Genomic DNA, 21,546 nt, shown 5'->3' on the forward strand with positions numbered 1-21,546 from the left:
CTTCATGTCAATTCCTTCCGTACGCCATTATAGACAACTCATCATTTATATAAACGATGCATAAAATAAAAGCATGCTTCATACTTGTTCACAACAGAAGGGAATGATGAATGTGTGCGGAATTACCGGATGGGTTCATTTTGGGCGACATATACGCCAAGAGAAAGACACGGTGCTTGCGATGGCCAATACGCTTTCGTTGCGGGGACCTGATGATACGAACGTATGGCTTGACGATCATGTCGCATTTGGACATAAGCGGCTTGTTGTCGTTGACCCAGCAGGTGGCGTACAGCCGATGACGCGAATGAAAAATGGTCATCGTTATACGATTTGTTATAATGGAGAGCTATATAATACAGAAGATATTCGAAAACAGTTATTGAAAAACGGATATACGTTTCAAGGGCATTCCGATACGGAAGTGTTGCTTACCGCATACATGGAATGGCGTGAACAATGTGTCGATCATCTGAACGGCATTTTTGCGTTTGCGGTGTGGGACGATGAACGAAAGCAACTCTTTTTAGCGCGCGATCGTTTAGGAGTGAAGCCGTTGTTTTATCGCTATGAACAAGGGGAGTTTTTATTCGCTTCAGAAATAAAAGCGATTTTGGCTCATCCAAACGTTCGTGCCGAAATTGATCGCGAAAGTTTATGTGAAATTTTAGCGCTCGGCCCTTCGCGCACACCGGGGCATGGCGTGTTTCGAACGATTTATGAATTGCGCCCGGCTCATGCGATGATCGTTCAGCAAAGCGGCGTACGTCAATGGCGATATTGGAACGTAAAAAGCGCACCGCATGAGCATTCCTTTCATGAAACGGTAGAACATATTCGGACGTTGTTGATCGATGCGATTACGCGACAACTCGTTTCCGATGTACCTGTTTGTACGTTTTTATCGGGTGGGGTCGATTCGAGCGCGATTACGGCGATTGCAGCGAAGGCGTTTGAACGTGAAGGGAAAGCTCCTCTTCATACGTATTCCATTGATTATGAAGAAAATGAACAATATTTTACAGCGAACGCATTTCAACCGAACAGTGACGGACCGTGGATTAAACAAATGTCGGATGCATTCCAAACCGTTCATCATACGTGCATCATTTCCCAACAACAATTAGCTGATGATTTAAAAGAAGCAGTCATTGCCCGTGATTTGCCGGGAATGGCGGATATTGATTCGTCGCTTCTTTGGTTTTGCCGTCAAATAAAGCAACAGTTTGTCGTTAGTTTATCAGGTGAATGTGCAGACGAAATTTTCGGAGGCTATCCGTGGTTCCATAGAAAAGAAGATTTTGAGCGAGACGGATTTCCGTGGATGCGCTCGTTAGATGAGCGATTCGATCTTCTCAATGAAACGTGGCGTGAAAAACTTCCGCTTCATGAGTATGCCGATATGCGTTATAAAGAAACGCTTCGTGAAGTTCCTCACGCAGACGGAGAAAGCGCAGAAGAAGCGCGCCGCCGCGAATTGTTTTATTTAAATATGATTTGGTTTATGACGACGTTGTTAGATCGGAAAGACCGCATGAGCATGGCGGCAAGTTTAGAAGTGCGCGTACCGTTTGCCGATCATCGCCTCGTTGAGTATGTATGGAACATTCCGTGGGAGATGAAAATGTACAACAATCGTGAAAAAGGAATTTTACGCAAAGCGCTTGAAGGAATTTTACCAGATGACGTGTTGTATCGGAAAAAAAGCCCATATCCGAAAACACATCATCCGCGTTATACGGACATCGTTGCTGAACGGCTAGAGACGATTTTAACGAATCGCTCGTCCGTTTTATATGAATTGTTTGATCGAAAGAAGTTAAAGGAATTAGTGGAAACGAAAGGGCAGTCGTTTCGCATCCCGTGGTTCGGTCAACTCATGTCCGGTCCGCAGCTGTTAGCGTATTTCGTTCAATTTCATGAGTGGTTTGAGCATTACAACATTCATTTAAAAGACAGCTAAAAAACGGCTGTCTTTTTTCTTTCCTGTTTTTAATTTATCTTGTATAATGTTTGTATAACTTTTGTTCAATAGGAGTGGATAGTGTGAAAAAAATTGTTGTCGTCGGAGCGGGACCAGGTGGGCTTGCTGCCGCGATGTTGCTTGCTGCGAAAGGATATGATGTGTCTGTATTTGAGAAAAAACCGTACGTAGGAGGACGAAATGGACGATTTGAGCTCGGTGAATACCGTTTTGATATCGGTCCGACGTTTTTAAGCATGCCTCATATCATTGAAGAGTTATTTGCAGCAGCAGGAAGAAACATACACGACTATGTCCAACTTGTCGAATTAGATCCGATGTATGAACTCGTTTTTCGTGATGTCAAGTTAGCGATGACGATGAATCGGAAAAAAATGAAAGAACAAATCGCTGCGCTATTTCCTGGGAACGAAGACGGTTATGAGCGGTTTATCAATGAAAATGAGCGGAAGTTGCAGGCGCTCGCGCCGATTTTGCAAAGTAAAATGGATCGATTGTACCACTATTTGCGTCCGGCCGTGTTAAAAGCGTTGCCGCAGTTGACGTTGTCACAATCGCTATACGATGTATTAAGCCGATATTTTGATGATGAACGCCTTCGGTTAGCGTTTACGTTTCAAGCGAAATATTTAGGGATGTCCCCATGGGAATGTCCCGGTGCGTTTTCCATTTTATCTTACATGGAGCATGCGTACGGCATTTATCACGTCATCGGCGGGTTAAATGAAATTCCAAAAGCGATGGCGCGCATCGTTGAAGAATATGGAGGGCGCGTGCATGTGAGCGCAGGGGTGCGAAAGCTTTGGCTTGACGGAACGGCTGTGAAAGGGGTCATATTAGAAAACGGTGAAAAAGTAATGGCGGATGAAGTCATTATAAATGCTGATTTTGCCCATGCGATGACGAACCTCGTCGATGACGGTGTATTAAAAAAATATCGCAAAGAAAAGTTGCAAAAAAAGAAATATTCATGTTCGACATTTATGATGTACGTCGGGATAAACAAGCCGGTTGATCTTGCTCATCATACGATTATATTTGCGGACGATTACAAGCGAAACGTCGATGAAATTACGAAAGAAAAAACGATTCCACACGATCCGTCCATTTACGTGCAACATGCTGCCGCAACGGATGCGACGGTCGCTCCGAAAGGAAAAGGTGCGCTTTACATTTTAGCGCCTGTGCCGAACAATACGAGCGGTATTGATTGGGAAAAAGAGAAAGAGCCGTTTCGTCGAAAACTATGGGATACGCTATGTAAAAAATTAGGGTGGAAACAGATGGAGCGACATATTGAATGCGAAAAAATCATTACACCGCATGATTGGGAGCATGATGTATTCGTTTATGAAGGAGCGACGTTTAATTTAGGCCATCAGTTGTCGCAAATGATGGTGTTTCGTCCACATAACGAATTTGAAGAACTAAATCACTGTTGGCTCGTCGGTGGCGGGACGCATCCGGGAAGCGGTTTGCCGACTATTTTTGAATCAGCCCGTATTACAGCAAACGGCATACTACAAGCACATCGTCAACCGCTTATTCCAGTTGGCGACTTGCCGAAGCGGAGGGAAGCATAATGAACATTGCAGTCGTCGGCGGAGGCATTGGCGGCATGATGACGGCGCTATCACTTGCAAAGCGGGGGGCACATGTGACAGTTTTTGAGAAAAATGATCGGCTTGGCGGGCGTCTTTCGTTTATTGAGCGAGACGAGTTCCGCATTGACGCCGGTCCAACGATCGTATTGTTGCCAGAAAAATTGCGTGCCTTTCTTTCCGACGTTGGCGTAACGGAAGATGAATACGAGCTTGTTCGGTGCGATCCGATGTATACGATTCATTTTGCAGACGGTATATCGTACACAAAGTATGCGGATGAGGAAAGACAAAGAGAAGAAATTGCTCGTCTGTTTCCAGGAGAAGAAAAAGGATTCCAACGTTTTATGAATGAGATGAAGGAAAATTTTGAAAAGGGCGATGAGCTCATTTTAAAAAAAACATTCTTAAAGAAACGAACGTTTTTCACGAAAGAAACGATGGCGCTTTTTTCACGTATGCGCGCCTATCAATCTGTGAAAACGAGCATGAGCCGTTATTTTCACGATGAACGGTTGCAGCTTGCTTATTCGTTACAGACGTTATATATTGGAGGCAATCCGTATACGACGCCATCTCTTTATTCGCTCGTTTCGTTTAGCGAGCATGCACACGGGGTTTATTACGTGAAAGGTGGATATGCTAGTCTCGTTTCTTTGCTTGCAAGAAAACTAGCAGAAGCAGGTGTAACGGTTCGATTGCAAACAGAAGTGGAACGGTACGAAGTGAACGGTTCAAAAATCGAAGCGCTTTATGCTCGAGGAGAAATGTACCGTTTCGATGCAGTTGTGATGAATACAGATGAACCGATGATGACGAAAAAACGAACGTGGACCCCTTCATCGAGCTGCGTGTTGCTTTATATCGGACTTGGGCGCACGTACGATGCACCAATTCATCAATTTTTTTTACCACCGGATTTTCAACAACATATGGATGACGTCTTTGTTCGAAAAGTTGTCCCGAAAGATCCGTCATTTTATACGTTTTATCCGTCAGCGGTCGATCGTTCGTTAGCGCCTGACGGGAAAAGCGTGTTATATGTATTAATTCCTGTGCCGGCTGGGCGCCATATCGATTGGACAACACAACAACATTGGATTTCTCGCATCGTTGATGAAGTGGAGAAACGAGCGTTTCCGAACTTGAAGAAGGAAATGGAGTGGATGCATGTTCGTACGCCGATTGATGCGCACAAAGAAGGATTGTATGATGGCGGGATGTTCGGGATCGCGCCGACATTATTTCAATCTGGTCCATTTCGTCCACAAGTAAAGTCGACACGTTACGAAAACGTGTATCGTGTTGGAGCATCTGTTCATCCGGGTGGAGGGGTTCCGATTGTCATGCAAGGGGCGAAATTATGTACGGAACAATTACTTCGTGATTGGAGTGAGTACGAGTGAATGTAAAGCAAGCGTATGCACAATGTGAAGCGGTGACAGCATATCATTCGAAAACGTTTTATCGCGCGTTTTCCCTTCTTCCGTATGATGATCGTCAGGCCATTTGGGCGATTTATGCGTTTTGTCGCCGCGTGGACGACATCGTGGATGAAGGAGAACAACCAGATGAACAGTTGCAACAATTCGAAAAACAATGGGAAGCGTTTGTGGCGGGGCATACAGAGGATGATTTTATGTGGATCGCGCTTCGCGATGTCTTTGCGCGCTATGATATGGACGTTGAACCGTTTTGGCATATGATCGAAGGGCAAAAAATGGATTTAACTGTCCATCGTTATGATACGTTTCCCCAGTTGCTTCGCTATTGTTATTGTGTGGCAAGTACCGTCGGGCTCATGTTATTGCCGATTTTAGCCCCGCATCGCCGCGAACAATTAAAAGAGAGCGCGATCGCGCTCGGCGAAGCGATGCAGTTGACGAACATTTTGCGCGATGTCGGCGAAGATATGATGCGCGGTCGCGTGTATTTGCCGCGCGAATGGATGAACATGTATGGAGTGAGTGAACAACAGATTGCTTTCGGTCAAGTGACGAGCTCATTTATTGATTTATGGGAGCATATCGCACAAGAGGCGGAAAATAGATATGCGGAGGCAGAAAAAATGTTTTCTCTTTATCCACTGTCTGCCCGTTTTGCCGTAAAAGGAGCGGCGCTTATGTATAAAAGCATTTTACATGCTGTTCGTGAACAACAATATGACGTATTTACGAAGCGAGCGTTCGTATCGGAAGAACGGAAAAAAGCGTTATTGCAACAAATGGGAGGCGAAAACGTTGAAGTCGGGTGATCGGTTATACCGCCTCTTTCTCATTTGGTATGCATGCGGGATTGTGCTCGTCGGTTTTCGTCTTCTTCCGCCGTGGTTAGAGTGGGCCAATGTTGTCTTTTTAATGCTTGCTGGGGGGATTGGCGCCTCTTTTTTAATCGAAACATACGGTCGACGTGGCGTCATCGCAACGGTTGCTATTTTCATCGGTACGATGGTGGTCGAATACGTCGGAGCAACGTATAGTCTCATATTCGGTTCATATGATTATACGAATCAATTTGGCATGACGGTGTTTGGGGTACCGATTGCGATCGGTTTTGCTTGGCTTGCGGTCATCGGTTGTACGCATGCGCTCGCATTCCGTTTCGTTTCAACAAAGCGCCCGCTATTTTCTGCTGTTGTCGGTGCAGCGTTGGCGGTCGTATTAGATTTAGCCATTGACCCGGTAGCATATGTGGCAAAACAGTATTGGATTTGGGAAGAAACGAGCATATATTACAACGTTCCACTCCAAAATTTTGTCGGCTGGTTTGTCGTCGCGTTCGTTATTCATTTTACGCTTTTTCTTTTTCCAGCGCGCAAAGCAAGTTCCGAACAGCGAGCCATTTCTCTTTTTTTCCTTCTTGAAGCGATGTTTTTATTTCTTGCGTTCATGGAACAGTTATATGCCGCTTTTGTCCTCGGACTATCGCTTACGTCGGTTATTTTTTGGAAATGGAGACGATCGACATGATTGAAGCGAAAAAAAGCCGCGCATTTGAATGGATGTTTTCGCTTTATAACACATGGTTGTTGCGCACATCGTTTCATCGGTTGTATGTACGTGGACATGTCGTCCGAACGCCTGCGCTATATGTGGCGAATCATAGTTCGTGGTGGGATGGACTGATCGCATTTCAATTAAGCCGTTTTGTTTTTCAACAAAATAGTTATGCGATGATGTCAGAAGAAGGATTAAAACAATATCCGTTTTTCCGTAAGCTCGGCGGTTTTTCGGTGAATCGTGCGCAACGAAAAGATATCATGAATTCGCTTGACTATGCGGTTTCGTTATTGCGTGACGGGAAAAGCGTTTGGATGTTTCCACAAGGGGAAGAACAACATATTGAAAAGCGCCCGCTTCAATTTTTTACAGGCGCTGTATATGTAGCGGAACGGGCGAACGTGCCCATCGTTCCGCTTGCGTTTTACCATAGTTTTCGTCATCATCGCAAGCCGGAATGGTTTATTCATATTGGCGAGCCGTTATATATTTGTGATATTTCAGGAAGCAACCGAAAAGAAAAAACGGCTGAACTTGAGCGTATGTGTACCGCGCAGCTCGATGATGTTCGGCGGTTAGTGATCGCTGAACAAATTCAATCGTTTCGCCGTTGGGATGGAGGAAAAGGATGAGCGTCATTTTGGCATGTTTTTTCATTTGGACGGTTGTCAACTCTTTGTTTCTTGTTCCTCTTCCGAAACGTTCGGTGTTTACTGATCGTCCGCTTGTGAGCGTGCTCGTTCCGTTGCGCAATGAAGAAAGGAATGTCAAGCGTCTCGTTCGCTCGCTAAAACAGCTAACATATGAGCCGATCGAGTTTTTGCTTCTTGATGATCAATCAACGGATCGAACGTATGAGTTTTTGCTGCAAGAAACGAAAGGGGACGATCGTTTTACGCTTTTGCAAGGAAAGGCGCTTCCTGACGGATGGGCAGGAAAGGTGCATGCGTGTCATCAACTCGCTCAGCAAGCGAACGGAGCATATTTATTTTTTATTGATGCGGATGTTGAGTTAAAGCCAACGGTCATTGAAGCATTGTTGACGGTCGCAACGACATATCATGCAAAACTTGTCACTGGTTTTCCGTCGTTTCATCCAAAGTCGCTGCCGCTCGTTGGAAAATGGCTCGTTCCGTTGCAACATTTTTTTATTTTCTTTCATTTGCCGCTCGTTTTCGCCAACTATACGAACATGCGGGCAACAACGGCGGCGCATGGAGCTTGTTTATTTTTCGAGCGCACCGCTTATGAAGCGATCGGTGGTCATGCGTCCGTCAAGCAAGAACTTGTTGAAGATGTGATGATTGCCCGAAAAATGAAAGAACATCGTTATCGCGTCATTTTAGCGAACGTGAGCACACATGTCGTTTGTTATATGTATGAAACGAATAAAGAAGTATGGGCCGGTTTTTTGAAAAATGTATATATCGGATTAAATCGTTCCCCGTTTTTTGTTTTGTTACTTACGATGTTTTATGGCATATGTTATGTCGCGCCGCTTATTTTCGCGCCGTTGTCGCTCATATATGGGGCAGCGTACTCCTTGCCGCTTGCGATCATCATTGCGCAAAAGGCGTATGTCGAGTGGAAGACGGAGCGCTCGATTTCGACATGTTATTGGATGCCGATCAGTGCCGCGGCGTTTATCGTATTAATGTATGCGTCGATGCGCGCAAAACGGTATGAATGGAAGGGGAGGACGTACACGTGAAAAAAGTAGTCATTATCGGCGGTGGGCTCGGTGGATTGTCTGCCGCGGTGACGCTTGCACAGCGAGGTGTTGATGTGCAGTTGTTTGAAAAAAATAGTCATTTCGGCGGAAAGTTAATGCCCGTTCAACTCGGCGATTATTATTTCGATTTTGGGCCGAATACGATTACGATGCCGTTTGTATTTCGTCATGTGATTGAGCAAACAGGGGCGCGTACAGAAGATTACATCACGTTTCGAAAATTGTCTGTGCATACGAAAAACGTATATGAAGACAAAACGACGTTTTTTCTTTCGAGCGATCGCGATTACATGAAAGAGCAGCTTGCGGCGATTGATCGCGTCGGGGCGTTGCGATACGACGATTTTTTGCGCGAAGTGGAACGGTTGTATCGGCTGGCGAAAACGTACTTTTTTCCACGCATGTTTCGCTCTTTTGTTGATTATATGTCGCCGTCGCTTGCGTTTGCTTTATTGAATGCGCGCCCGTTTGAAACGTTACATCATTTTTTTCAACGTTATTTTACAAACGAACATGTTATTCAAGCGTACGACCGTTATGCGACGTACATTGGCTCCTCGCCGTATATGGCGCCAGCGACGTTTGCGATGATTGCTTATTTAGAAATGGTCGATGGCGTATATTACGTAGAAGGGGGAAATGCTCGTATTGCCGATACGTTTGCGATGCTTGCAAAACGAGCGGGGGCAACGTTACATACAAACCGAGCGGTCAAGCGTGTCATTGTGCATAACGGAGCGGTGAAAGGAGTGGAGCTTGAAGACGGGGAAAAGGTAGAAGCGGATGTCGTGATTATGAATGCCGATTTGTTACAGGCGTATCGCGAGCTCGTTGATCCTCACGATCGCTCGTATGAACGAGCCGAGCCGTCCATTTCTGCCTTTGTCATGTTAGTTGGAACGAAAGAAAAATGGGATGATTTAGCTCATCACAACGTGTTTTTCTCCCCTAATTATAAACAAGAGTTTGAACATATACTTGCTGGACGGTATAGTGAACATCCGACGATATACGTTTGCGCGCCACCATTTACGAAAGAAGGGTCATCGTTGTTTGTGTTAGTGAATGCTCCGCCACTCACAAAAGATGGGCGTATGCAAGTCGATGAACAAGCATATAAGCAGCTTGTGTACGAACGGCTTCGCTCGTACGGATTAAACGTTGTGCCAGACGTCGAACGCGTCATCACTCCGCTTCATATTGCTGAACAGTTTGGCGCATATCGCGGCGCATTGTATGGCGTGGCGTCGAATCGGCGGCGGGACACGTTTTTACGTCCGTCAAATGCATGTAAAGAAGTGAAAGGATTATATTTCGTTGGAGGGACGACCCACCCGGGAGGTGGATCGCCAATGGTTGTCATTAGTGGACAAAATGTCGCTTATTATTTGCTCGGTGTTAAGCTGTCGCTTCCTTTTTGACGAACGATTTTGTGCGCCATACATTTGATTTCCAGCGCCAATAGACGAGCAAGCCGCGCAGCCATTCGTCCGCCGTAAAGGCGAGCCAGATGCCAACTAAGCCGAGATTGAACGAAATGCCAAGAATATAGGCGAGCGGGACGCTGATCCCCCACATCGATGCGATACCGATGTAGACAGGAAATTTTACGTCGCCAGCCGCGCGTAAAGAGTTAATGATGACGAGATTAAACGAACGTCCGGGTTCGAGAAGCATCGTGAGTAAAATGAGCGTCCCGCCTGTTTCAATCATCCGATTGTTGCTTGTGAAAATGGAAAACAGTTGATCGGAAAAGACGGAAAACACGGCCGCAACGGTAAACGAAATGATGACGGCGAGCCGTAAACTTCGCAAGCAGCGGATATACGCCTCATGAAAGCGTTCCGCCCCAACGAGATGCCCGACGATAATTTGCGTCCCTTGCCCAATGGCAACGCTAAATAAAAAAATAAACATCATAATGTTTTGCGTATATACTCTTGTCGTTAATGCTTCTGTGCCAAGCATCGTAATGAAATAGGTGATGACAAGTTGTGATGTATTGTAAGCGACATGTTCGCCGGCAGATGGAATGCCGATTTTTAATAATTGTTTGACGTAAGCAAATGAAAGCGCCTCTTTCGATAAAAGCGGGAGCGGATGTTGGAGACGTTTCATCACGAGAAAAAATCCAACGACAAGCCCGATCATGCGGCTAATCGTCGTTGACCAAGCGACACCTTCGACACCTAATACAGGTAAGCCGAACGGCCCAAACAAAACGAAATAGTTTCCGATAATGTTTAATATATTGACCCCGATCGTAATGTTCATCATGTCGCGCGTAAACCCGTAGCTGCGCAATATCGCCCCGAGCGTCATAATGAGCGCTTGCACAAACGAAAAGCCGCCGACAATCCATAAATACGTGCGCGCATCTGCAATGAGTTCATTCGGGACGTTCATGAGTTGAAGAAGAGTGTCGCTTCCTGCCCAAAGGGCCACACTTAATACGATGCCAAATAACATATTTGCCCAAATGGAAACAGCTCCGATGTAGGAAGCTGTTTTTTCATCGTTTGCCCCCGCATATTGTGCAATTAAAATCGATGTTCCTGTTGCGATAAAGCCAAACATGACAACGACCATAAACAACAGTTGATTCGCTACACCGACCGCAGCCACCGCTTCATCTGCATATTGGCTAAGCATAAACGTATCGGCGTTGCCCGTTAACATATGAAGCGTCAATTCAATAAAAATCGGCCAAGTGAGCGCAAATAAAGAAAGCTTTTTTGCCAAAGAAGACAACTCCTTTACGATTTCCGACTTGCAAACTGTTTTCAGTGTAATGGATTGTTATAATGGAGAAAAGGGAAAAAGACGATTACTTTTGTACATTTCCGACTTAAAGGAGGGGTCTTATGTATATATCGTTTTCCGTTCCGCCGTTTCCTGTTTTTATTAAAGGGGGCGAGGCGATGTTTCGAAAAGGAATGAAACATTTTCGGCGCACGTTTTCTGTATTTGATTTTTTGTATGTGCAAAAAGGAACGTTATATATGACGGAACATGAAGAAACGTTCGTTGTTCGTGAAGGAGAATACGTGATTTTATGTCCGGGCTTTGAACATTACGGGCATGAGCCGTGCGATGAAGATACGCAGTTTATTTGGATTCATTTTTCAGTGCCGCAATACGATCGGGTTGAAAAACAGCCGTATGGCTGGGGTGATATTATTGAGAGAGAGGCTACATATGTCGATTATGCGCAATATCGTTTATGTATCCCGCAATATGGAAAATTGAAACAATCGGGGATGGAGTCGATGCTCCAACACATTGTTCGCGAGCAACAAACCCCCGATCATGCGTTAACGCAACAGTTGTTATTCGCTCAATGGATCGTTCAACTGCAAAAACAAATGCTTCATATTCCGTCAGCTGCCGAGCATGTATGTGCAGCGGCGATGGAATATATTCATCGTCATTACGGAGAACCGTTTGACATGGAGCATCTCGCTTATGCGCTTCGTCTTCATCCAGACTACATTTCGCGTTGCATGCAAAAAACGATCGGCATGAGCGCGTTGCAATATGTGAACGATTATCGGCTAAAGATGGCGAAGAAAAAATTAGCCGCGACGAATGAGACGGTCGCGGCAATCGCAAAACAAGTCGGATTTGAAGACGGCGCGTATTTTTCGCGCGTATTTAAAAAAATGGAAGGAATGACACCAAGCGAATATCGTCGCTTTATTCAGCGGACGTAGCTTGTACGAGCAGCATTCGAAAGCCGTACGGTTCGATTGTCATCGTTCGCTCTGTTATTTGCTCGTTTGTCCAAAGGTTTGTCACCGTTTTGTCGCCAAGCGAAAACGGAACGGTCCATTCCAATGGGGCTTCTCCGTTGTTTAATACGCAAACGATCGTTTCGTCTTCATATGTTTTCACGTAAGCGATATGATTCGTTTCATCGTTTGCTTCTAACACATGAAATTCGCCAAAGCGCAAGGAACGATATTGTTTGCGCAGTGCAATAAGCGTTTGGACGTGTGCGAATAAATCGCGGTCTTGTTTTTCCTCTTCCCATACCATACATTTACGGCAAAGCGGATCTTGACCGCCAGTTAAACCGATTTCGTCTCCGTAATATATGCATGGCGATCCGCTGAAAGAAAGTTGGAACGTAAACATAAGTTTCACTTTTTCCTTTTGTTCGCCGCATTGGGTGAGAATGCGCGGCGTGTCGTGGCTACCGAGCAAATTAAAGGCGACTTCGTTTACGTTTTGCGGATAGTTATGCCATACGTGAATGATCGTGTTCGCAAATTCGCTGGCGCGCACATGTCCTTTCGCGAAATAGTTCAGCGCCCCGTTTGTAAACGGATAGTTCATGACGGCATCAAACTGATCTCCGCGCAACCACGGCATCGCATCGTGCCAAATTTCACCGAGAATGTACACGTCCGGTTTGATCGCTTTCACCGCTTGGCGAAACTCGCGCCAAAATTGATGATCGACTTCGTTTGCTACGTCTAATCGCCATCCGTCGATGTCAAATTCGCGAATCCAATATGTTGCGACGTCTAATAAATATTGTTTCACTTCCGGGTTTTCTGTATTTAACTTCGGCATTTCTGGCACGAACGCAAACGTATCGTAATTTGGAATTGGTTTTGTTTGTAACGGAAACTGACGAATATGAAACCAATCTTTATAGCGCGATGTTTCCCCGTTTTTTAATACATCTTGAAACGGAGCGAAATAGTAGCCGCTATGATTAAATACCGCATCAAGCATGATGCGAATGCCTCTGTCATGGCATGCATCAACGAGCCGTTTAAACGTCTGTTTATCGCCAAATTGCGGATCAATTTCAAAATAGTCGATCGTATCGTATTTATGGTTCGACGGGGCTTTAAAAATAGGCGTAAAATAAATGCCGTTAATGCCGAGCTCGACAAGATAGTCTAGCCGTTTTATAATCCCTTCAAAATCGCCGCCAAAAAAGCTCGTTGTCGTCGGATCGACGCTTCCCCATGGGAGCGTATGAGGTGGATTTAATTTCGGATCGCCGTTGGCGAATCGTTCAGGGAAAATTTGATACCAAACGGTGTCTTTCACCCAGCTAGGTGCGTCAAAAACGTCGATGCGGTTTAAAAATGGAAAACAAAAGTAGTATGCGGTATCGTCTGTTGGCGCTTTTTCATAAAAGCCTTTTTCCGTATAGATAAGCACGTTTTCTTCATCGTGCAATTCAAATCCGTAGCGCAAGCGGCGATACGGTGGCTGCACAGCGATAAACCAATAATCAAATAGCGCGTCACAACCGCTTTTTTTCATCGGTTTTTTATCAAATTGCCACGCGCCATCTTCCCATACGTACGGGTCACCGAAAAGAAGAAAGACAGCATCGACATCATCTTTTTTTGTCCGTAAACGAATATGTAACGTTCGCTCATCGTATGCATAAGCAAACGCATCTTTTGGACGGTGGTAAATCGCTTCTTTTAACATGTTTCAATCACTCCTCTCCATTTAGCGCGCAATCGATTGCGCTTTTTGTCACATAGTTGGACATGTTTTCTGTCTTCGTTTAAGGAAGCGGATACAATGCTTATGTTAAGCGTAAAATGAAAGAGATAAAAAAGTCAACATTCATTCAAAAAAAGATGAAAAAAACAGTTGTCAAAGCGGAAAATGTTTGTATAATAAAGATAAAGGTTGTGCAATCGTTTTCGCAAAAATGAAAGCGTTTGTACGTATTGCTTAAAACACAGGAGGGGTCGAAATGAAAAAGACGGTATCCATTTTTTCATCGCTTGCGTTGCTTGCAGGTGTGATGGCAGGTTGTGGTCCACAAGATGAGGCAAAGCCAAAAGAAAACGAAAATGAAGGAAAAACAGAAGTAACGGAAGACGGCATGCCGCCGAAACCAGAAAAGCTTGTCGTTTGGGAAGACGTGAAGCGCGGTGTAGCGTTAGAACCGGCGATTAAAGCGTTTGAAGAAAAATACGGCATTAAAGTGGAGTACAAAGAAGTTGAAATGGCAACAAAACAACGCGATCAACTTCGCCTAGATGGTCCGGCTGGCACAGGTCCTGACGTCATTACTGTTCCGCACGACCAAATCGGTCAGCTCGTAACAGAAGGATTAATTCGTGAAATTAACGTCGATCAAGCGGTATTAGATACGTTTACAGAATCTTCGATTGCGGCGCAAATGTATGATGGAAAGTTATACGGACTTCCAAAAGCAGTAGAAACTCCTGTATTCATTTATAACAAAAAATTAATGGACAAAGCGCCTGAAACGATGGACGAATTGTATCAGTTCTCAAAAGAGTTTACAAAAGGCGATCAATACGGTTTCTTAGCGCTTTGGGATAACTTCTATTTCGCACATGGCGTTATCGCTGGGATGGGCGGCTACGTATTTAAAAACAATAACGGTGCGTTAGATCGCAACGATATTGGCTTAAATAACGAAGGAGCAGTGAAAGGAACAGAGTATATTCAAAAATGGTATAAAGAGTTGTTCCCGAAAGGTATTATCGGTGAAAACGGTGGTTCAGCGATGGACGGCTTATTTAACGAAGGAAAAGCAGCGTCTGTCATGAACGGTCCGTGGGCGTTCCAAGGTATGCGTGATGCAGGTATTGATATCGGTGTAGCGCCAATGCCAAAATTGCCAAACGGTGAGCCTGTAAAAACGTTTATGGGTGTAAAAGGTTGGCACGTATCTGCATTCTCGAAACATCCTGAGTGGGCAACAAAACTGATTGAATTTATTACAAATGAAGAAAATGCGAAAAAACGCTTTGAGTTAACGCGCGAAATTCCGCCAGTGAAGTCGCTCATTAACGATCCGATAATCGCAGAAGATGAAGGAGCAAAAGCCGTTGCGATCCAATCTCAATATGCGATTCCGATGCCAAACATTCCTGAAATGGCAGAAGTATGGGGACCAATGGCGACAGCGCTTCAACTTGTCGCAAACCAAAAAGCAGAGCCAAAACAAGCGCTTGATGAAGCTGTAAAAACAATTAAAACGAACATTGAAACAAACCATCCAAGCAAGTAAGTAACGAGCGGTACCTCTCTTGTAGAGGTACTGCTTCAACTTTCTTTTTTTTGTTTACTTATTCACATTCAAGTGCGCTCCTCGCAATTGTTTAGAAAGGAGACAAAATCAATGGAAACACCAATGTATCAATCCAATCATCGGAAAGTTGCCCTCGGTTTATCGCTCATTCCGGGATTTGGCCAACTATATAATCGCCAATACGTCAAAGGCGTTTCGTTTTTCATTTTAGCTGCTTCGTTTTTCATCGTTTTTAAAGATTTATTAAATATGGGATGGTGGGGGATCTTTACGCTCGGTGAAGTCATCGGACGTGACCATTCCATTTTCTTGCTTGTCGAAGGAATTTTAGCCGTTATTATTTCCGTGTTTGGTCTCGGTTTTTATGCGTTTAACTTGCGCGACGCTTATAAAAATGGGCAAAAGCGGGATTTAGGGTTGAAAATTAGCTCGTTGCGCGAGCAATATCGTGCGCTCGTCGACAACGGCTTTCCATATTTAATGATTTCACCAGGTTTTATTTTGCTTGTATTCGTCGTCATTTTCCCGATTATTTTCGTTGTCTTATTGGCGTTTACAAACTATGACTTATATCATTCTCCGCCAGCTAAACTTGTTGACTGGGTTGGGTTTCAAAACTTCATTGATTTAGTGAAGCTCGATCTTTGGCGAAAAACGTTTATTAACGTCCTTGCTTGGACGATCGTTTGGACGTTCGGGGCAACGACGTTACAAATTGCGCTCGGTATTTTCTTAGCGATTATTGTGAACCAAAAAGATTTAAAAGGAAAAGCGATCATTCGGACGATTTTCATTTTACCTTGGGCCGTTCCTGCGTTCGTGACGATTCTCGTCTTTTCCGGCATGTTTAACGAATCGTTCGGGGTCATTAATAAAACGATTTTAGCATCATTAGGCATCGGACCGATCGAGTGGATGACCGATCCGTTTTGGACGAAAGTCGCCCTTATTTTGATTCAAACGTGGCTCGGGTTCCCGTTCGTCTTTGCGATGACAACGGGGGTATTGCAGGCGATTCCGAACGAATTGTACGAGGCAGCGACAGTCGATGGCGCTTCAAGTTGGCAAAAGTTTACGAAAATTACTCTTCCGCTTGTGTTGTATGCCACAGCGCCGATTTTAATTACGCAATATACGTTTAACTTCAACAACTTTAACATCATTTACTTATTTAATGGTGGCGGCCCTGCGGTATCCGGGCAAAATGCCGGTGCGACAGACATTTTAATTTCATGGATTTATCGTTTAACGATGACATCTGCGCAATATTCGAAAGCAGCGGCGATTACGTTATTGCTTTCGCTCGTTGTCGTATCTGTTGCATTATGGCAGTTTAGAAGAACAAAATCATTTAAAGAAGAGGATATGATGTAATATGGATATGAAAAGACAAAAACTCATTCGGCTCACGTTGTCGTATGCAGTCATTTTGGTGATGACGATCATTATCGTCTATCCGCTTCTTTGGGTCGTTGGCTCGTCGTTTAACCCGGGGCAAAGTTTGTCCGGCTCGAAAATGATTCCAGACAACGCCACGCTTGCCCATTACAAAAAATTGTTTGATACGTCGCAAAGCGACTATTTGACTTGGTATTGGAACTCGTTAAAAATTTCAACGTTGACGATGATTTTTTCGGTCATTTTAGTTAGTTTAACGGCGTATTCATTTTCGCGTTATCGCTTTGTCGGGCGCCAAAACGGGCTCATGACGTTTTTAATTTTGCAGATGATTCCAAACTTTGCGGCGCTCATTGCGATTTTCATTTTAGCGCTTTTAACGGGATTAGTTGATACGCATTTAGGGTTAATTCTCGTATACGTCGGCGGTGCCATTCCGATGAATACGTGGCTCATGAAAGGATATTTAGATACGATTCCGAAAGAGCTTGATGAATCGGCGAAAATTGACGGAGCAGGGCACTTGCGCATTTTCTTCCAAATCGTTTTACCGCTTGCGAAGCCAATTATTGCGGTCGTGGCGCTCTTTACGTTTATTGCACCGTTTGGTGACTTCATTTTAGCGAGCGTTTTGCTGCGCAGCAAAGAAAAATATACGCTAGCGGTCGGATTGTACGATTTAGTGGCGAAGCAGTTCGGTAGCGAATTTACAACGTTTGCGGCAGGTTCGGTATTAATTGCTGTGCCGATCGCTATTCTCTTCCTTTCATTCCAAAAGTATTTCGTTTCTGGTTTAACGGCAGGTGGAACAAAAGGATGAGAAACGAAAGGAAAGAATCGTTTTGGTTCTTTCCTTTCTTACTATTTAGAGATATATTAACATAAGAAGATTTGGAATGAATGGGGAGTGAAATGAAATGAAACGTGTATTTCGTGCGCTACTTATTTTTGTTTTGTTGTTGTCCGTGACGACGCCAGCGAGTGCGAAAACGGAGCGAGCGTGGCAAGATGAGCGCATTTATTTTATTATGGTCGACCGTTTTAATAACGGGAATCCGAAAAACGATTACGATGTAAATGTGCATGATCCGAAAGCATACCATGGCGGTGATTTGCAAGGGATTATTGACAAGCTCGATTACATAAAGGAAATGGGCTTTACAGCCATTTGGCTGACGCCGATTTTTGCGAACGAAAAGGGCGGGTATCACGGCTATTGGATTGAAGACTTTTATAAAGTAGAAGAGCATTTTGGAACGCTTGATGACTTCAAACGGCTTGTGAAAGAAGCGCATAAACGCGATATGAAAGTCATTTTAGATTTCGTTGTCAATCATACGGGCTACAATCATCCGTGGCTAAATGATCCAGCGAAAAAAGATTGGTTTCATGAGAAAAAAGACATTTTTAATTGGGCGAACCAACAAGAAGTAGAAAACGGTTGGTTGTTTGGCCTCCCGGATTTAGCGCAAGAAAATCCGGAAGTGAAAGCGTATTTATTCGATGTCGCGAAATGGTGGATAAAAGAAACAGACGTTGACGGATATCGTTTAGATACGGTAAAACATGTGCCAAAATCGTTTTGGGACGAGTTTTCAAAAGAAGTGAAGTCGGTGAAACAAGACTTTTTCCTTCTTGGAGAAGTATGGCATGACGACCCACGTTATGTCGCGGAATATGGGAAGCACGGCATCGATGCGCTAATTGATTTTCCGTTTTACAAAGAAGCGTCAACCATTTTTTCAAACGTCGATCAATCGCTTGAGCCGCTTTACAACGTATGGAAGCGAAACGTGGCGTTTTATGACCGACCGTATTTGCTCGGAACGTTTTTAGACAATCACGATACCGTTCGGTTTACTCGTTTAGCGTTGCAAAATCGCATCAATCCGGTGACGCGTTTAAAGCTCGGATTGACGTATTTGTTTGCAGCGCCGGGCATTCCAATCATGTACTATGGAACAGAAATTGCGCTTGACGGCGGGGAAGATCCAGATAACCGTCGTTTAATGAATTTCCGTACCGATAAAGAGTTGATTGATTATGTGACAAAGCTTGGGGAATTGCGCGAGACACTTCCGTCGCTTCGTCGCGGTGATTTTGAATTGCTTTATGAAAAAGATGGCATGGCTCTATTTAAGCGGACGTATGGAAAGGAAACGACGGTAATTGCGATCAATAATACGTCAAAAACGCAAAAAGTGACGCTCGACGATGAGCTAGAACAAGGAAAAGAATTGCGCGGGTTGCTGGCGGGAGATTTAGTGCGCAGCAAAGACGGCAAGTACGACATCATTTTAGATCGCGAAACGGCGGAAATTTACGTGCTTGCGCCAAAAACGGGATTAAACATTCCGTTTATTGCGGCGCTTCTTGCGGTATATACGGCATTTGGTCTGTTTTTATACTTCGCGCGCAAACGAAAAGCATAATGATGATGGGGGAGAGAGCATGCTAGAAGATACAAGTTTTGCGATTCGGCCGGTCGATCAGACAGATGAATCGGAAAGATGGCAACCGATTGGACATGTGCAAAAAATTGAAGGAAAAAAGCAAATATTTGCATTTACGTGCGAGCGGGCATCGGGTAAAATACATTTTTATCGTGATGATATCGTTCGAGTGACGATCGATCCGTTCGACCAAAAGTACGTCTCTGTCAGTCCTGCGGTCGTCGCAACGCCAGAAAAAGTGGACGTGCGCGTTCGTGAAGAAGAAAACGGTTGGACACTACAGACGAAACAGCTGACGGTCATCATCGAGCGAAGTCCGTTTCGTTTAGCGATATACGATCAGGAAGGGACGCTTCTTGTTCGCGACGTACAACCTGTATGTTTTGAAGCGAAAGGGCGCATGCGTTGTACACATGCGCTCGCTCCGACAGATGTCGTATACGGTTTAGGAGAGAAAACGGGGGTATTAAATAAGCGTGGCGAAGTATGGACGATGTGGAATACAGACGTGTATGCGCCACACAATTTAGAAACAGATCCGCTATATCAATCACATCCGTACATGATGGTGTTGAAAAACGGACATGCGCACGGCATCTTTTTTGACCATACGTATAAAACGACGTTTGATTTACGTCATGAATCGTTTTACACATTTACATCAGATGGGGGAGCGCTCGATTATTATGTGTTTGCTGGGCCGCATCCGAAAGATGTGTTAACGCAATATACGCACCTCATTGGTCGCATGCCGCTGCCGCCTAAATGGGCACTTGGGTATCATCAATCGCGTTATAGTTATGAAACGGAACAAGAAGTGCGCGAATTAATTCATACGTTTCGCACGAAACAAATTCCGCTTGATGCGGTATATTTAGATATTCATTATATGGATGAGTATCGTGTGTTTACATTTGATCAAAAACGATTTCCACATCCGCAATCGCTCGTTCAATATGCAAAAGAACAAGGGGTTCATATCGTTCCGATTGTAGATCCGGGCGTGAAAGTCGATGCGGAATACGAGACGTATCGCAATGGGGTGCAAAAAGATTATTTTTGTAAATATGCAGATGGAACGTTATACAAAGGAGACGTTTGGCCGGGGACGAGCGTGTTCCCAGACTTTCTAAAGAAAAAAGTGCGAAAGTGGTGGGGGGAACAACACGCGTTTTATACAAACATCGGCATAGAAGGGATTTGGAACGATATGAATGAGCCGTCCGTGTTTAATGAAACGAAAACGATCGACGAACACGTTGTTCATGACGGCTGGAAAACGCATCGTCAAGTGCATAACGTATATGGCATGATGATGACAGAGGCGACATATCACGGATTGAAAAAGCAATTGAAAGGAAAACGTCCGTTCGTATTGACGCGCGCAGGGTTTTCCGGCATTCATCGCTATGCAGCGGTATGGACGGGCGATAATCGCAGTTTTTGGGAACATGTTGAGCTTTCGTTGCCGATGTGTTTAAACTTAAGTGTGTCCGCTGTTGCATTTTGCGGGGCGGATGTCGGTGGCTTTGCGCATGATACGAATGGGGAGTTGCTCGTTCGTTGGACGCAAGTCGGCGCCTTTTTCCCATATTTTCGCAACCATTGTGCGATCGGTTTTGCGCGGCAAGAACCGTGGGCATTTGGGGAACGGTATGAACAAATGATTAAACGATATATTGAATTGCGTTATGAATGGCTTCCACATTTATATACGTTATGTTTTGAAGCGCATAAAACAGGTGTGCCGATGATGCGTCCGCTCATGATGGAATATCCGAACGATGAAGAAACGTGGAATATATCGGATCAGTTTATGGTCGGGGAACAAGTGATGGTCGCACCGATCGTTCGCCCATATACGAAACATCGCATCGTTTATTTTCCAGAAGGACGCTGGATCGATTATTGGACGAAAGAGCGATTTGAAGGTGGACGAAGATACATCGTTGAAGCCCCGCTTGACCGTTTACCAATATACGTGAAGGAAGGGGCAATGATTGCTCACGCGAAAGTGAAGCCATCGACGTTCATTGAGGATGAACAGTTGACGTTATATGTGTATACAATGAAGGAAGGAACATCGACATATACGCTTTACGATGATGACGGTACGACGTTTGCGTATGAAAAAGGCGAATATGTACACATGCATATTCGTGCGACGTTTTTGGATGATACCGTTCATTTCGAAGTAGAAACAGAAGGGGCGTACGAACCAACTTGGCAGTTGCGTGTCGTGTTCGTTGGAGACGTACCGTTAACGGTTGTTGTAAACGGTGAACAACGAGCGGTAGAGGAAGCGTCAATTGTTTTGTAAGAGATGGGGGA

At 44.6% G+C, this 21,546-nt stretch carries 16 protein-coding genes; 14 read left to right on the plus strand and 2 right to left on the minus strand.

Annotated elements, in window-relative coordinates; translation table 11 throughout:
- Positions 1-112 precede the first annotated feature (112 nt).
- The 8 genes from asnB (at position 113) to AFK25_RS03150 (ending at position 9,737) form a co-directional block, all read left to right on the plus strand.
- Positions 113-1,963, plus strand: a complete 1,851-nt coding sequence (asnB, locus tag AFK25_RS03115) for an asparagine synthase (glutamine-hydrolyzing) (protein WP_035064824.1) — start codon at positions 113-115, stop codon at positions 1,961-1,963.
- Positions 1,964-2,097: 134 nt separating this feature from the next.
- Entirely contained in the window at positions 2,098-3,567 is a 1,470-nt protein-coding gene (locus tag AFK25_RS03120) for a phytoene desaturase family protein (protein ID WP_240483391.1), read from the plus strand.
- Complete coding sequence (locus AFK25_RS03125) at positions 3,567-4,991, plus strand: phytoene desaturase family protein (RefSeq protein WP_035064829.1); 1,425 nt, start codon at positions 3,567-3,569, stop codon at positions 4,989-4,991. Before AFK25_RS03120 ends, AFK25_RS03125 begins: the two co-directional genes overlap by 1 nt.
- The gene (locus AFK25_RS03130; protein WP_035064831.1) at positions 4,988-5,839 is read left to right on the plus strand and encodes a phytoene/squalene synthase family protein; all 852 of its coding nucleotides are present in this window, start codon (positions 4,988-4,990) and stop codon (positions 5,837-5,839) included. The genes AFK25_RS03125 and AFK25_RS03130 overlap by 4 nt, the downstream gene beginning before the upstream one ends.
- Positions 5,826-6,554: a carotenoid biosynthesis protein gene (locus tag AFK25_RS03135; protein WP_035064833.1), complete on the plus strand. Its 729-nt coding sequence runs from the start codon at positions 5,826-5,828 to the stop codon at positions 6,552-6,554. Before AFK25_RS03130 ends, AFK25_RS03135 begins: the two co-directional genes overlap by 14 nt.
- Positions 6,551-7,216, plus strand: a complete 666-nt coding sequence (locus AFK25_RS03140; RefSeq protein WP_035064836.1) for a lysophospholipid acyltransferase family protein — start codon at positions 6,551-6,553, stop codon at positions 7,214-7,216. Before AFK25_RS03135 ends, AFK25_RS03140 begins: the two co-directional genes overlap by 4 nt.
- Positions 7,213-8,295: a glycosyltransferase family 2 protein gene (locus tag AFK25_RS03145; protein ID WP_035064839.1), complete on the plus strand. Its 1,083-nt coding sequence runs from the start codon at positions 7,213-7,215 to the stop codon at positions 8,293-8,295. The genes AFK25_RS03140 and AFK25_RS03145 overlap by 4 nt, the downstream gene beginning before the upstream one ends.
- Positions 8,271-9,737, plus strand: a complete 1,467-nt coding sequence (locus AFK25_RS03150) for a phytoene desaturase family protein (protein ID WP_081957675.1) — start codon at positions 8,271-8,273, stop codon at positions 9,735-9,737. The genes AFK25_RS03145 and AFK25_RS03150 overlap by 25 nt, the downstream gene beginning before the upstream one ends.
- Here AFK25_RS03150 and AFK25_RS03155 read toward each other — a convergent pair.
- Entirely contained in the window at positions 9,715-11,058 is a 1,344-nt protein-coding gene (locus AFK25_RS03155; RefSeq protein ID WP_081957677.1) for an MATE family efflux transporter, read from the minus strand. The two genes, AFK25_RS03150 and AFK25_RS03155, sit on opposite strands and share 23 nt — an antisense overlap.
- Positions 11,059-11,180: 122 nt before the next feature.
- On the opposite strand from AFK25_RS03155, the gene AFK25_RS03160 reads away from it, so the two are divergent.
- Positions 11,181-12,029 carry a helix-turn-helix domain-containing protein gene (locus tag AFK25_RS03160; protein WP_019417916.1) on the plus strand — a complete coding sequence of 283 codons (849 nt, stop codon included), beginning with the start codon at positions 11,181-11,183 and terminating at the stop codon, positions 12,027-12,029.
- Here AFK25_RS03160 and AFK25_RS03165 read toward each other — a convergent pair.
- Positions 12,013-13,776: an alpha-glycosidase gene (locus AFK25_RS03165; RefSeq protein WP_035064847.1), complete on the minus strand. Its 1,764-nt coding sequence runs from the start codon at positions 13,774-13,776 to the stop codon at positions 12,013-12,015. The genes AFK25_RS03160 and AFK25_RS03165 overlap by 17 nt on opposite strands.
- Before the next feature lie 274 nt (positions 13,777-14,050).
- Between AFK25_RS03165 and AFK25_RS03170 the strand changes: the two genes are divergently transcribed.
- The 5 genes from AFK25_RS03170 (at position 14,051) to AFK25_RS03190 (ending at position 21,535) form a co-directional block, all read left to right on the plus strand.
- Entirely contained in the window at positions 14,051-15,343 is a 1,293-nt protein-coding gene (locus AFK25_RS03170) for an extracellular solute-binding protein (RefSeq protein WP_026011731.1), read from the plus strand.
- Between the two features lie 111 nt (positions 15,344-15,454).
- Complete coding sequence (locus tag AFK25_RS03175) at positions 15,455-16,738, plus strand: carbohydrate ABC transporter permease (protein ID WP_035064850.1); 1,284 nt, start codon at positions 15,455-15,457, stop codon at positions 16,736-16,738.
- 1 nt (position 16,739) lies between these two features.
- Positions 16,740-17,582: a sugar ABC transporter permease gene (locus AFK25_RS03180; RefSeq protein WP_019417913.1), complete on the plus strand. Its 843-nt coding sequence runs from the start codon at positions 16,740-16,742 to the stop codon at positions 17,580-17,582.
- A 97-nt stretch (positions 17,583-17,679) separates the two neighbouring features.
- Positions 17,680-19,194 carry an alpha-amylase family glycosyl hydrolase gene (locus tag AFK25_RS03185; RefSeq protein ID WP_035064852.1) on the plus strand — a complete coding sequence of 505 codons (1,515 nt, stop codon included), beginning with the start codon at positions 17,680-17,682 and terminating at the stop codon, positions 19,192-19,194.
- Positions 19,195-19,213: 19 nt separating this feature from the next.
- Positions 19,214-21,535 (plus strand): glycoside hydrolase family 31 protein, encoded by a 2,322-nt coding sequence (locus AFK25_RS03190; protein ID WP_035064855.1) that lies wholly within the window; start codon positions 19,214-19,216, stop codon positions 21,533-21,535.
- The last annotated feature ends 11 nt before the right edge of the window (positions 21,536-21,546 follow it).

This window comes from Anoxybacillus gonensis (assembly GCF_001187595.1).
Taxonomy (GTDB): Bacteria; Bacillota; Bacilli; order Bacillales; family Anoxybacillaceae; genus Anoxybacillus; species Anoxybacillus gonensis.